Below are 12,552 nucleotides of genomic sequence, written 5' to 3'. Positions count from 1 at the left end.
CGGCCGGCCACCACATCGATATCGCCGGCATCGGCCAGCACCAGTTGCGGGCTCTTGCCGCCAAGTTCGAGCGTGACGGGCTTGATGCCGGACTGGGCGGCCAGCGTCATGATCGCGGCACCGGTCTGCGTCGAGCCCGTGAAGGAGATTTTCAGAATATCGGGATGGCGCACGATCGCCGCTCCCGTCGTGTGGCCGTAACCGTTGACGACATTGAACAGGCCGGCCGGAACGCCGGCCCTGGCGGCAAGGTCCGCCAGCGCGAGCAAGCTGTGCGGAGTCAGTTCCGAGGTCTTCATCACCACCGCATTGCCAGCAGCCAGCGCCGGGGCGAATTTCCAGGCGGCGGTGATCATCGGGAAGTTCCAGGGAACGATCGCGCCGACAATGCCATAGGGCTCATGCTTGACGATGCTGAGCGCATTCGCCTCGGTCGAAGTGACCGTGCCTTCGATCTTGTCGCAGAACTCCGCGTAGTAGCGCACGACGCCGGCGGTACGCACCGCGTCGCGGACAATCGTCATCGAGATCAGCCGGCTCGATCCCATCGCTTCCAACTGGCCGAGATAGGTCGCGTTCTCCTCGATCAGCGCCGCGAAACGCGTGAGCACAGCGGCGCGATCGCGCGGCGCGATCTTCGCCCATCGGCTCTGCGCCAGCGCCGTTTTCGCGGCATCGACGGCCTGTTGTACCGCACCTTCGCCACCATCGGTGATCACGCCCATGGGCTGGAGATCAGAGGGGCGGAGAACCTCGATCTCCGCGCCGGGTAAATCAACGTACTGGCCACCAATGTGATGGCCCCTTGGGATGGCGATTGTGGCCGGATCGAAACTCAGTGTCATTGATATCTTTCCTTTTGCGGCCAGCTCGAAAGGCGGCGCATTCGACGATGTCCGCTTGACTGTTTTGCGCGAAGCGGCGTGCGTTCAGCATGCCTTCTCGGCTTCACGCGCCTCGAGGAACGGGCGAAGCAAATCCGCCGATTCATGAAAGCGTCCGACAAAACTCTTCAGACGCGGATGTTCGGGATGCAGCAGCACCTTGGCCGGCGGACCCTGCTCCGCCACCAGCCCCTGATCGAGAAACACCACGCGATCGGCGACCTCGAAGGCAAAGCCCAGCTCGTGGGTGACGATCACCATGGTCATGCCGCTCCTGGCCAGTTCGACCATCGCCTTCATGACTTCGCCGACCAATTCTGGATCGAGCGCCGAAGTCGGCTCGTCGAACAGCATGACCTTCGGCTGCATGGCCATGGCCCGGGCGATCGCGACTCGCTGCTGCTGGCCGCCGGAAAGCTGGCGCGGATACTTTTCGATGTGCTGCGACAGTCCCATGAGGTCGAGAAGCTTCAGCGCCGTCTGGCGCGCCTGCTCCTTCGGCTCCTTCTTGACGATGACCGGACCTTCCATGACGTTTTCGAGCGCTGTCATGTGCGGGAACAGATTAAACTGCTGGAAGACCATGCCGGTCTTGGAGCGGATGCGGTTGACCTCGTGGGCCGGTATCTGGGCACCCTTGCCATCGGCCCGCCTGTCGAACAGCGTTTCGTCATCGATGACGATGCTGCCGCTAGTCGGCACGTTGAGTAGGTTGATGCAGCGCAGCAGCGACGTCTTGCCCGATCCGCTCGCACCGATCAGCACGACCACCTCGCCTTCGACCACCGACAGATCGATGCCGTTCAGCACGCGCTTGTCGCCAAACTTCAGGCAGATGCCGTCTAGCCGCAGGACAGGCTTGTCGTTCTTATCCGTCACGGCGCTTGGTTGACTGGCGATCATTTCAGGCTGCCTCTTCTTTCGAGTTTCCTGGACAAGAGGGTCAACGGGATCAGGATGATCAGGAAGATGACGCCCACGGCGGTGTAAACTTCCATCGGCCGATAGGTGAAACTCGAGATATAGCTCGCCTGATAGAGAAGGTCGGGGACCGTTATCATCGACAGCAGCGTCGTGTTCTTCATCTGGATGATCGACTGGCCGGCAAGCGGCGGGATCATCTTTCGGAAAGCCTGCGGCAGGATGATCCGCCGCATGCGCTGGCCGTAGGACATGCCGATCGCGGTGGCCGCATCCGTCTGGCCGGGATCGACCGACTGGACGCCGGCGCGCAGGATCTCGGCGTAGAAGGAACCGACGTAGCAGCTGAGCCCGATGAAGCCGGCCCAGAATCTGGTGACGTTGATGCCGGCGAAGATCGGAAAGGCGTAATAGACCCACAAAAGCGTGACGAGCAGCGGAATGTTGCGGAAGAACTCGACATAGATCTGGCCGAGGATGACCAGCGGCTTAAACGTGCTCAACTGGATCAGCCCGATGAACAGGCCGATCAGCAGGCCCGCACCGATCGTGATGACGGTGAAATAGATCGTCATCAGGAGGCCCTGCCAGAGCAGCCCGATATTGTTGGTTATGACTGTGTAGTCGAATAGCATGTTGTCCTCACTGGTTCGATGCACGTCCAGTGGTGGCCTGACCGCCGCACCCGGCGGCGATCAGGCTGTTTCGATCAGAAGGAGAAACCTGCCGGAAGGATCGACAGATCGATGCCGCGAGCTTCCCAGGAGCGGGCAAGCTTGCCCTGGGCGAGGCCTAGCGAACGCTCCTGCAGGATCCAATTGGTCAGGAAGTTGATGTAGCCTGCATTGCCGGGCTTGCGGGCGACGGCCAGCGTTGCCGGATTGCGCAGGATCGGCTCAGGCAACGAGACATTGCCGATCTTCTGGTTGGTGATCTGCAGCGCGTCGAAAATGGAAAGCACGACACCATCGGCGCGACCAGCCTGGAGTTCCATAAGCGCCAGGCCACGATCTTCCACCGGCGTGATCTTGGCCTTCGGCAGCAGGGCTTCGGCGACGACCTGCATGGTGCTGCCCTTCTGCACGACGACGGTCTTGTCCGGCGAATTGAGTTCGGCCCAGGTCTTCACCGGCTTGCCGGGAGGCGTCAGCACGGCCCAGGCGTCGGTGAACAGCGGCTCCCACAGATAGTCGACGACAAGACCGCGCTTCGGGTTCGGATTGACGCCGATGGCGATGTCGATCTTGTTGGACTGGAAGTCGGCGGCCAGATTGCCCCAGGTCGTTTCGACAGGCTCGAGCTTGACGCCGAGCTGGGTCGCGATCTCGCCCAGGAATTCGTAGTAGAAGCCGCTCCACTGGCCGGTGGCCGGATCCTTGATGTAGCCCGGCTCCTCGCCGGTCATTACCGGAACCTTGAGCACGCCGCTGGCGCGGATCTGGTCGATGACGGCGGACGGATTGTCGTCCGCGGAGGCTGCGATCGGCGCCGTGAGCAGGCCGAGGCCAATGGTCAAAGCGGCCATGAACGTACGCATTACTGTGAATTTCATGTCATTCCCCTTTTCTGAGTTTTTGGTGATTACCGGGCTAGAAATCCCTTCGAGAGAGGGTCGCCCTTCTCGAAATAGATTGTCTGGGTCGAGGTGATGAAGGCCGAGCCCTCGATCTCGATGATCATCGCGTCGCGGCCTTGCTCCTCGACGCGCTGTTGCAGGCGCGCCTCGAACGGAATGCCGAAGATGTTTCTGGCGTGATAGGTCTGGTCGGGACGGATCAACCCCTTCTCAAGCAGATAGGTCAGGCGCGCTGACGTGCCGGTGCCGCATGGCGAGCGGTCGAATTTGTTGGATTCCAGGACAAGGAAATGCGTCGCCGAATACTCGCTGTCCGCATCGTAGAACAGCACGCTCGGTGCGGCTGCGCCGGCCAGCAGCGGCAGGTCTTTGGTCGCCGCCTTGATCGCGGCCTTGATCCTGGCGCCGGCCAGCATAAGGGCCGACGCATTGTCCGGGATCAGCTTGGACCCGAGTGGCACGGCGTCTACCAGCGCGTACCACATGCCGGCGTAGACGATTGCGGCATCGACCTTGCCGACACCTTCGACGGAAACGCTTAAGCGCTCCAGCCCGACATAGCTCGGGACATTGGCGATCCGCGCCCGGTCGAGCGAGCCGTCTTCGTTCCAGATCAGATGAATGGTCACGATCCCCGCCGGCGTTTCCAGCGTAAAGCTGTCGCCGGTTTCGACAGAAATCTGTCCTGTGAAGGCCAACGTCCTGGCAAGGCCGATCGTGCCGTGACCGCACATGTCGAGATAGACATAGGACGAGATGAAGAACGCCCCATAGTCGGCGACTTCAGAGGCGACCGGTACGAGACCGACCATGGCCGCATGGCCGCGCGGCTCATGCAGCAGTGCCGGGCGCAGGTGGTCGAAGCGATCGCGGAAATGGTCGCGCTTCTCCCGCACGCTCGAACCGGAGAGTTTCGGAACGCCGCTCAGGATGACGCGTGTGGGATGGCCGGCGGTATGGGAATCGATGACGCTGAACGCTGACGCAAAGCTGGACACGACCTAGCCCTCTCCGAAAGCGTCGCGAATGCCGGCCCGCATGCTCTGCCAGATTTCCCGGATGAGGTTTTCGGTCATCGCCTTGGCGCTTTCGCCATCGCCGGCGGTGATCGCATCATAGATGCGGGCCGTGTCGTCGAGCGACAGCTGGATGATCTTCGGATCCTGCTCGTAGGCGTGATAGCGGTAACGCAAGGCCTGCTTTTCCAGCCCACCAAGCAGGCGTGTCAGCGTCTTGTTGCCGGCCAGCGTGTAGGTCAGGAAGGAGCCGCGCACGTCGACGATGAAGAACTGCCGCGCATCTTTCCTGGCCTGGGCCTGCTTCAGCTCCGACAACAGGCTCTTGAACTCAGCCTTCTTCTCGATGTCTGCGGATTCGGCGGCTTGCTTGGCTACCAGCCCTTCCAGCTCGATGCGGCAAGTGTAGACCTCATCGAAATCGCGCTGCGACATCGGCGAGACCCAGATGCCGCGCCTGGCCTCGCGCATCACCAGGCCGTCCCGCTCGAGCAGCCTCAGCGCCTCGCGCACCGGTGACCGGCTGACGCCGTAGCGCGCGGCGACCATTTCCTCGGTCAATCGCTCCCGGGATTTGAGGCGGCCGAAGATGATTTCCTCCTCGAGCATCTCGGCGAGATTCTCGGGGATGGCGACCGACAATTTCTGGATGCGCGCTAAAATCATGTCGACACCATACTGTATACAATGTACAGGTCAAGGCATGGCGGAAACTTTCTTGTGACGTGTAATCTCCCGGCGCTTTCCGCGCCCCGCCGGGCTGAAAGGGCTAGGACATGTATCCAGAGACGATCGAGCTGCTGATTGACGGCGTGTGGTGCCAGGGATCGGACGGTAAGTCCGAAACGCTGATCAATCCCGCCACCGAAGAAGTGTTGGCGACCGTGCCGCATGCCACGGAGGCTGATCTCGACCGCGCTCTCGCGGCCTCGCTCAAAGGCTTCAAGCTGTGGAAGACCATGACCGCCATGCAGCGCTGGGCGATCATGGACAAGGCCGCCGACCTGATCGAGCAGCGCAAGGACACCATTGCCCGCACGCTGACGATGGAAAACGGCAAGGCGCTGGCGGAAGCCACCGGCGAGGTGCAGTTCGCAGCGGACGCGACCCGCTGGTATGCGGAAGAAGGCAAGCGCGCCTATGGCCGTATCGTCCCTGCCCGGCTGCCCGGGGTGCGGCAGATGGTGTTCAAGGAACCGGTCGGCCCGGTCGTCGCCTTCGCCGCCTGGAACTTCCCGGCCAGCAATGTCATTCGCAAGATCTCGGGCGCGCTTGGCGCCGGCTGCTCGATCATTCTGAAACCGGCGGAGGAAACGCCCGGAACCGCCGTGGCGATCGCCCGCTGCTTCCAGGACGCAGGACTGCCGGCGGGCGTGCTCAACATCGTGTTCGGCGAGCCTGCGCGGGTTTCGTCCTATCTGATCGCCTCGCCGATCCCGAAGAAGGTCTCGCTGACCGGCTCGACCGCAGTTGGCAAGCTGCTGCAGAAGCAGGCTGCCGACACGTTGAAGCGCTGCACCATGGAGCTTGGCGGCCACGCCCCCGTCATCGTCTATGAGGATGCCGACCTCGACAAGACGCTCGATACTGTGGTCGCCTTCAAGTTCCGCAACGCCGGCCAGGTGTGCACCTCGCCGACCCGCTTCTATGTGCATGAGGCTGTCTACGACCGCTTCATCGACGGCTTTGCCGCCCGCGCCGAAAAGCTCAGGATTGGAGACGGTCTCGACAGCGCTGTGCAGATGGGGCCGATGATTGCGCCACGGCGGCTCGATGCCATGGACGGTTTCGTCAGCGATGCAACGGCGAAGGGCGCGACTGTCATCACCGGCGGCAAACGTGTCGGCAACAAAGGCTATTTCTACGCCCCGACATTGCTGAAAGACGTGCCCGACACGGCGCGTATCATGTCCGAGGAGCCGTTCGGGCCGATCGCGCCGACGACCACCTTCTCGACCTTCGACGACATGATCGAGCGGGCCAATTCGCTGCCCTACGGACTGGCTTCCTTTGTCTTCACCCGCAATCTCACCCTTGCCCAAAAGACCGAGGCGGCGTTGGAAGCCGGAATGGTCGGCGTCAACCACATGATGGTGTCGACACCGGAAACACCGTTCGGCGGCGTTCATGAATCCGGCTATGGGTCGGAAAGCGGCATCGAAGGCCTCGACGCCTATCTGCGGACGAAGTTCGTGACCGAGATGTAGCGTGGCCGATCTCCGTGAGAAAGACGGCGAGCGCTCGCTGGCGAACTATGACTTGTTCGACCGCGTCGGCATGTGGCGCGTGCATCGCGACGCGGTCGCCGTTGGAGCAGGAATTTTCACGCGCCATAGAAGATGCACGCAAATCTGAAGAGCGAGGTCGCGTGGCCGAGGCTCACGGCGACTGGATCAGTGCGCGCAACTTCTTTCAGCGGGCGACGAACATTATCGCACCGCGCAGCTCTTCATGTTGAAAGGCGAAGGCCGGTTCGACATCTATCGCAAGATCGACGAAGTGTTCGAGGCGGGAGCGATGCCGCCGCCACGGCAATCCAGCTCAATGACTTTCCTTCAGGATGGCGTCGGCGAGGGCATCCCACAGGTACTCACTCATCGAACGGCGCACCCGAAGCAGGAACCGATCGCTTTCGGTTTGAGCCAGCAGGATCACCGCCTGGAGAAAATGGCTCTGCGCACATTGGCCGGGGCCGAACGCACGCGGATGGAGGTCGAGCGGGCAGCCCTTCTCAAGAATGCGCCGGGCGGATTGGCCGCCCAGTTCCATGGCTACCGAGTTGTCCGAGACATCCGTCACCGCAACGTGCCGGTCCGCGAGCTCACTCTCCAGTCCCTGCTTCAGATCGTGGGTCTTTGTGAAAGGCGCATGGATCATCCACTCGTCTGGGCCCAGCCAAAGCACCGTCACATCACCTTCTTGAGTGAAAGTGTTGGGGCTCGCGGGCAGCAGCAATCCGTATTCCTTCGTCACCTTCGCAGGTAGGCTTGCATTGGACAGGCGCAGGTTGATCGCACCGAATTGGTCGACCTGGTCCAGATTTGCCGCGCCGCGTACGGGCGCCTTCGCCGAAATTAGTGAGCATTCAACGGGCTCGAAACCGACACGATTAAGCATTTGCACGTTCTCCCTTTGGATCGAAGAAGCAGGGCTGCGTGAGGGTTACCTTTTCCACATCGCCGTTGATGTTGCGGACGGTCGAGGTCTGGCCGATGCGCGCTCGGCCGTTCTCCACCAACGCGAGTGCGATCGAGCGCCCCAGCGTTTCGGACCAATAGGTCGAGCAGACCCAGCCAACGGTTTTGAGCGGCGGTTTCTGGGTGGCATTCTCGACCAGATGCGAGCCAAACGGAATCACGTAGTTGGGCTTCTCGGTCAAAAGCCCGACGAACTGCTTGCGACCCTCGCGCGCCACTTCCGGAGCGGAGAACCCGCGTTTGCCGATGAAGTCGCTCTTCTTTTTCGAGACGATCCAGCCCATCCCAAGATCCATGGGAGTGACCGTCCCGTCGGTGTCCTGTCCCACCACGACGAAGCCGCGCTCGGCGCGCAGGACATGCAGCGCCTCGGTTCCGAAGGGGATGATGTCGTACTCAGAGCCAGCCCGCCTCCGAGACGCTGGGATCGCGATTCCCCTACAAGGATATGCTGGAGGCGGGCGCGATCGGCATAGTCATGACGGACCTGGTGTGGACCGGCGGGCTCACCGAAGGCCGCAAGATCGCAGCACTGGCCGATACCTATCATCGTCCCTATGCGCCGCACGACTGCACGGGACCGGTGGCGTATGTGGCGGCAGTCCACTCGTCCTTCTCACAGCCCAACACGCTGATCCAGGAATCCGTGCGCGCCTTCTATACTGGCTGGTACAAGGAATTGGTCACCGAGTTGCCACGTGTCGTCGACGGGTACGTTCTTCCGATGGAAGGACCGGGGCTCGGCACGGAGCTGCAGTCCGCCGTCTTTGAACGTCCCGATCTCTCAACGCGCCTTTCGGATATGTAGGACGCAAGAAAAGGCTTGTGTTGCCCCTAGCTCGTTAGGCCTCCAAAACACAAATATTTCAGCTCCAGGTAATCATCGACGCCGTATTTCGAGCCTTCCCGGCCAAAACCCGACTGCTTGATACCGCCGAACGGCGCGACTTCGGTCGAAATCAAGCCGGTGTTGATGCCGACCATGCCGTATTCCAAGGCCTCCGCAACGGCCCACACGCGGCCCATGTCCTTGGCGTAGAAATAGGCCGCAAGCCCGAATTCGGTATCATTTGCCATCTCAATGACGTCGTTGACGGTTTCGAAACGGAATAAGGGCGCCAACGGCCCGAACGTTTCTTCACGGGCCACCGCCATCTCGGAGGTTACCCCAGTCAGGACGGTCGGCCAAAAAAAATTGCCGCCAAGAGGATGGTCTGGCCCACCCGCCACAATGCTGGCGCCCTGGGAGACGGCATTCTCAATGTGACGCCTCACCTTCGATACGGCGCGGTCGTCGACTAGCGGGCCGATGTCGGTGCCTTCCGCGAAGCCGTCACCGATCTTGAAGGTGTTGACGCGACGCGCGAGCTTGTCGGCGAACTCTTGGTAGATGCCGCTCTGCACGTAAAGGCGATTGGCGCAGACACAGGTCTGGCCAGCATTGCGGAACTTGGAGACGATGGCTCCTTCGACGGCCGCATCGACATCGGCATCGTCGAAGACAATGAAGGGCGCGTTGCCGCCCAGTTCCATGCTCAGTTTCATGACTTGCGCGGAGGCTTGCGCCATGAGAGTGCGGCCGACTTCGGTCGACCCGGTGAACGTGAGTTTGCGGACCTTCTCGTTTTCGCAAACCTCATCGCCGAAGTCCGAGCTTTTCGTGATCGGGACAATGCTCACCAGTCCGGCCGGCACCCCTGCCCTTTCCGCAAGTACCGCCAGCGCCAGGGCGGAGAGTGGTGTCAGGGCTGCCGGTTTGAAGACGGTCGAGCAACCTGCCGCCAGCGCCGGAGCGATTTTGCGCGCTACCATCGCTGAGGGAAAGTTCCAGGGTGTAACGGCGCCGACAACCCCTACAGGTTGCTTGATCACGACGATCCGCTTGTCACGGGCATGCCCCGGGATGGTGTCGCCATAGACGCGCTTGGCCTCTTCGCCAAACCATTCGATGTAGGACGCGCCGTAGAGGATCTCGCCCTTGGACTCGGCAAACGGCTTCCCCATTTCAGCGGTCAGGATCGTCGCCAGGTCATCGAGATTGGCGATCGTCAAATCGTACCAGCGCCGAATGACTGCAGCGCGCTCCTTGCCGGTGCGGGCAGCCCACTCCTTCTGGGCGACATAGGCGACATCGATCGCCTTGGCGATCTCGGCTCGGGTAAAATCGGGCAGCGTGGCCAGCACTTCGCTGTTTGAAGGGTTGGTCACCTCGAAGGTTTGCCCGGACCGGGACTGGCCGAGCCACTCTTTGCCGATCAATCCCGCTTCCCGGATCAGATCCTTGTCCTTGATCTTGTTGAGGAGTGTCGCTGATACGGCCATGGTTAGACACCTTTACTAAATTGCGAACGGTCCCGCGCGAGTAGTGCCCAGGCCTGGGCTACAATGGGAGCATCGATCATCCTGCCGTCGACAAGGCGCGCTGCGCCGTCCCGGGCCGCGTCGACGACGCGCTGCGCCCAGCGCAGTTGCTCGTCACTCGGCTGGAAAGCCGAGCTGACATGGGAAGTCTGGGCAGGGTGTATGCAAAGCTTCCCCCCGGCCCCATGATCCAAGGCCTGCCGGCATTCGGTGGCCAGTCTGGCGGCGTCCGTGACCTCGAAGGATGGGCCATCCAACGGCAGGGGCTTGCCGGCGGCCCTGCTCGCCACCGCCAGCCGCATCATGGCATGCGCTTTGAGGTCATGAGAGGCGGGAACCCCCAAGTCCAGCGCAAAATCCGCAGGTCCGAAGGCCAGCCTGGCGACATGCGAATGAGCGGCCAACGCCCCCGCCGCTTCCAGCCCCCGCGCCGTCTCGATCAGCGCTATGATCTCGATGTCGCCACCCAAAACCCGAACCACCGCGTCGAGGGTCGCTGCGGACTGCGCTTTCGGCAGGCAGATCCGCCGAAGCCCGAGTGTCCTGAGCGCAGCAAGGTCGGCAGCATACCAGCTGCTGTCTTGGCCATTCACCCGGACGTAGGTGGGGTTCCGCAATGTCAGGGCATGGTGAAGATTGGACCGGGCGCCATCCTTGGCGGCAGGCGCAACAGCGTCCTCAAGATCAATAATGACCGTGTCGGCTCCGGACCGGTCGGCCTTTTCAAAACGCTCTGGCCGATCGGCCGGAACGAACAAAGGCGCGACAGACGTAAAATGCACGTTGCCCTGTGTACACATCAGGCCATACCCCTATCGATATCGGCTTCCATGTGCACCGCGCCGCCCTCGCCTTGTGTCCAGAGGCGCCGACCATCGACGCCGGCCCTGACGGTCAGTGCACGGTCCGCGATCGCCGGAGCTATCCCGCGGTAGCGAAACGTCAGGGGTATAGCGACGCCTTGGGACGCCGCGAGGTTGAGAAGGAGCGTAGCCTGGAGGGGGCCATGGACAACCAGTCCCTCGTAGCCTTCAGCCTCGGTCGCATAAGGCCAGTCGTAGTGTATACGGTGACCATTAAAGGTGATCGCGGAATAGCGGAAGAGCAACGTCGACGAAGGAATGACAGACCACACTTGCGCTGCTGGCCGGATTGTCGTGGGTGCCGCCGGCGAGGTGTTTCGAGACACGCCATTCCCCAATCCCGCGGCTTCCCGGTAGACGATGTCCTGTCGTTCACTCAGGGCGAGACCACGGTCGGAATGGTACGTGTGGCCGACCGCGACGAACCAGAGTTCACCGGATCGGCCTTGCTTGCGCACTATGTCCTGGATCGTAGAGACCTTGCGGACTTTGTCACCAACTCTAAGGTGATCATGCACCTGTAGCTCACCGCCAGCCCACATGCGGCGCGGCAGCGGCACGGGCGGCAAAGACAGATTCTTGGCGGGGTGACCGTCAGCCCCCAACTGTCCCATTCCGGCAATGGCCGGCGACAGGCACCAATGAATGCCCAACGGGGCGGTATCTGCGGGCAGCGGCGCTAGATGGGGTTCAAAAACGGCGCAGAAGCTCTCTACGAGGCGCTCCGAAACAACATCGATGCTTTCGGTCTGACGGCCATGCCATTGCGCCGATAAGTCCTGCTGGGTCGTGTCCACTGGCCCTGACCGTCAGTACGAACGCGGCATCCCGAGCACATGCTCGGAGAGATAGGACAGGATGAGGTTCGTCGAGATCGGGGCAACCTGGTAAAGCCTGGTTTCGCGAAACTTGCGTTCGACGTCATACTCTTCGGCGAACCCGAAGCCGCCATGCGTCTGGATACAGGCGTTGGCGGCTTCGTTGGAAGCATCAGCAGCCAGCATCTTGGCCATGTTCGCTTCAGCGCCGCAGTCCTGGCCGGCCTCATAGAGCCGGGTGGCTTCGCGGACCATGAGTTCGGCTGCACGCATGTTGGCGTAAGCCCTTGCGATGGGAAACTGGACGCCCTGGTTGGCGCCGATGGCCCGGCCGAAGACATTGCGGTCGCATGCGTAGGTAGAAGCCTTGTTGATCAGCCACTTTGCGTCGCCGACACATTCGGCGGCGATCAGGATCCGCTCGGCATTCATCCCGGAGAGGATATACCGGAAGCCCTTGCCCTCCTCACCGATCAGGTTTTCGGCAGGGATTTTCACATTGTCGAAAAAGACCTCTGTCGTGGAATGGTTCATCATCGTCCGGATCGGCCGGATTGAGAGACCCTGCTTGAGCGCTTCCCGCATGTCGAGAATAAACACCGACAGGCCTTCGGTCCGTTTGGCCACCTGATCCTTGGGGGTGGTGCGCGCGAGCAGCAACATGAGGTCGGAATGTTCCGCCCGGCTTGTCCAGATCTTCTGGCCGTTGACCACGTAGTAATCGCCGTCGTTGCGCGCGAAGCTACGGATTGAAGTGGTGTCGGTGCCGCTGGTCGGTTCGGTCACACCGAACGCCTGCAGCCTCAATTGTCCGGAGGCGATTTGCGGAAGATAGCGCTGCTTCTGCGATTCATTGCCGTGGCGCAGCACCGTGCCCATGACATACATCTGTGCATGGCAAGCCGCACCATTGCAT

14 protein-coding genes and 1 pseudogene are annotated in these 12,552 nt (G+C 61.6%); 3 read left to right on the top strand and 12 right to left on the bottom strand.

Annotation, left to right across the window (positions count from 1 at the left end; all coding sequences use genetic code 11):
• The 6 genes from EN991_RS07335 to EN991_RS07310 all read right to left on the bottom strand — a co-directional run.
• On the bottom strand, positions 1–845 hold an 845-nt coding region (locus tag EN991_RS07335; RefSeq protein ID WP_127368474.1), incomplete at its 3' end, for an aldehyde dehydrogenase family protein.
• An 84-nt stretch (positions 846–929) separates the two neighbouring features.
• Entirely contained in the window at positions 930–1,787 is an 858-nt protein-coding gene (locus EN991_RS07330; RefSeq protein ID WP_127368473.1) for an amino acid ABC transporter ATP-binding protein, read from the bottom strand.
• Positions 1,784–2,440, bottom strand: coding sequence for an amino acid ABC transporter permease (locus EN991_RS07325; RefSeq protein WP_127368472.1), 657 nt, complete (start codon positions 2,438–2,440; stop codon positions 1,784–1,786). Before EN991_RS07325 ends, EN991_RS07330 begins: the two co-directional genes overlap by 4 nt.
• Before the next feature lie 74 nt (positions 2,441–2,514).
• Positions 2,515–3,357, bottom strand: coding sequence for a transporter substrate-binding domain-containing protein (locus EN991_RS07320; RefSeq protein WP_056565156.1), 843 nt, complete (start codon positions 3,355–3,357; stop codon positions 2,515–2,517).
• A gap of 29 nt (positions 3,358–3,386) precedes the next feature.
• Complete coding sequence (locus EN991_RS07315) at positions 3,387–4,379, bottom strand: proline racemase family protein (RefSeq protein ID WP_127368471.1); 993 nt, start codon at positions 4,377–4,379, stop codon at positions 3,387–3,389.
• A gap of 3 nt (positions 4,380–4,382) precedes the next feature.
• Positions 4,383–5,063: a GntR family transcriptional regulator gene (locus EN991_RS07310; protein ID WP_127368470.1), complete on the bottom strand. Its 681-nt coding sequence runs from the start codon at positions 5,061–5,063 to the stop codon at positions 4,383–4,385.
• A gap of 110 nt (positions 5,064–5,173) precedes the next feature.
• On the opposite strand from EN991_RS07310, the gene EN991_RS07305 reads away from it, so the two are divergent.
• A complete protein-coding gene (locus EN991_RS07305) occupies positions 5,174–6,604 on the top strand; it encodes an NAD-dependent succinate-semialdehyde dehydrogenase (RefSeq protein ID WP_127368469.1) in 1,431 nt (476 codons plus the stop codon).
• 1 nt (position 6,605) lies between these two features.
• Positions 6,606–6,752 (top strand): hypothetical protein, encoded by a 147-nt coding sequence (locus EN991_RS39790; RefSeq protein ID WP_164766215.1) that lies wholly within the window; start codon positions 6,606–6,608, stop codon positions 6,750–6,752.
• 186 nt (positions 6,753–6,938) lie between these two features.
• On the opposite strand, the gene EN991_RS07300 is transcribed toward EN991_RS39790, so the two are convergent.
• The gene (locus tag EN991_RS07300) at positions 6,939–7,514 is read right to left on the bottom strand and encodes a sarcosine oxidase subunit gamma family protein (RefSeq protein ID WP_127368468.1); all 576 of its coding nucleotides are present in this window, start codon (positions 7,512–7,514) and stop codon (positions 6,939–6,941) included.
• Positions 7,507–7,878 (bottom strand): glycine cleavage T C-terminal barrel domain-containing protein, encoded by a 372-nt coding sequence (locus EN991_RS07295; RefSeq protein ID WP_206519172.1) that lies wholly within the window; start codon positions 7,876–7,878, stop codon positions 7,507–7,509. The genes EN991_RS07300 and EN991_RS07295 overlap by 8 nt, the downstream gene beginning before the upstream one ends.
• A 125-nt stretch (positions 7,879–8,003) precedes the next feature.
• Between EN991_RS07295 and EN991_RS07290 the strand changes: the two are divergent.
• Positions 8,004–8,402, top strand: a pseudogene (locus EN991_RS07290) (enolase C-terminal domain-like protein); the annotation flags it as partial.
• A 26-nt stretch (positions 8,403–8,428) separates the two neighbouring features.
• On the opposite strand, the gene EN991_RS07285 reads toward EN991_RS07290, so the two are convergent.
• The 4 genes from EN991_RS07285 to EN991_RS07270 form a co-directional block, all read right to left on the bottom strand.
• Complete coding sequence (locus EN991_RS07285) at positions 8,429–9,916, bottom strand: NAD-dependent succinate-semialdehyde dehydrogenase (RefSeq protein WP_127368466.1); 1,488 nt, start codon at positions 9,914–9,916, stop codon at positions 8,429–8,431.
• Between the two features lie 2 nt (positions 9,917–9,918).
• Positions 9,919–10,755, bottom strand: a complete 837-nt coding sequence (locus EN991_RS07280) for a CoA ester lyase (protein WP_127368465.1) — start codon at positions 10,753–10,755, stop codon at positions 9,919–9,921.
• Complete coding sequence (locus tag EN991_RS07275) at positions 10,755–11,615, bottom strand: MaoC family dehydratase N-terminal domain-containing protein (RefSeq protein ID WP_127368464.1); 861 nt, start codon at positions 11,613–11,615, stop codon at positions 10,755–10,757. Before EN991_RS07275 ends, EN991_RS07280 begins: the two co-directional genes overlap by 1 nt.
• 12 nt (positions 11,616–11,627) lie before the next feature.
• On the bottom strand, positions 11,628–12,552 hold a 925-nt coding region (locus tag EN991_RS07270; protein WP_164768902.1), incomplete at its 5' end, for an acyl-CoA dehydrogenase family protein.

The sequence above is a fragment of the Mesorhizobium sp. M7A.F.Ca.US.005.03.2.1 genome (genome assembly GCF_003997795.1).
In the GTDB taxonomy this organism is placed as follows: Bacteria; Pseudomonadota; Alphaproteobacteria; order Rhizobiales; family Rhizobiaceae; genus Mesorhizobium; species Mesorhizobium ciceri.
Note: the sequence above shows the minus strand (reverse complement) of the source record. Positions and strands in the feature narration are given on the sequence as shown.

Excerpts from the sequence above, each read along its gene's own strand:
- EN991_RS07300 (WP_127368468.1), bottom strand. The coding sequence starts at position 7,514 with ATGCTTAATCGTGTCGGTTTCGAGCCCGTTGAATGCTCACTAATTTCG.
- EN991_RS07325 (WP_127368472.1), bottom strand. The coding sequence starts at position 2,440 with ATGCTATTCGACTACACAGTCATAACCAACAATATCGGGCTGCTCTGG.
- EN991_RS07330 (WP_127368473.1), bottom strand. The coding sequence starts at position 1,787 with ATGATCGCCAGTCAACCAAGCGCCGTGACGGATAAGAACGACAAGCCT.
- EN991_RS07310 (WP_127368470.1), bottom strand. The coding sequence starts at position 5,063 with ATGATTTTAGCGCGCATCCAGAAATTGTCGGTCGCCATCCCCGAGAAT.
- EN991_RS07305 (WP_127368469.1), top strand. The coding sequence starts at position 5,174 with ATGTATCCAGAGACGATCGAGCTGCTGATTGACGGCGTGTGGTGCCAG.
- EN991_RS07285 (WP_127368466.1), bottom strand. The coding sequence starts at position 9,916 with ATGGCCGTATCAGCGACACTCCTCAACAAGATCAAGGACAAGGATCTG.
- EN991_RS07295 (WP_206519172.1), bottom strand. The coding sequence starts at position 7,878 with ATGGGCTGGATCGTCTCGAAAAAGAAGAGCGACTTCATCGGCAAACGC.
- EN991_RS07280 (WP_127368465.1), bottom strand. The coding sequence starts at position 10,755 with ATGTGTACACAGGGCAACGTGCATTTTACGTCTGTCGCGCCTTTGTTC.
- EN991_RS07320 (WP_056565156.1), bottom strand. The coding sequence starts at position 3,357 with ATGAAATTCACAGTAATGCGTACGTTCATGGCCGCTTTGACCATTGGC.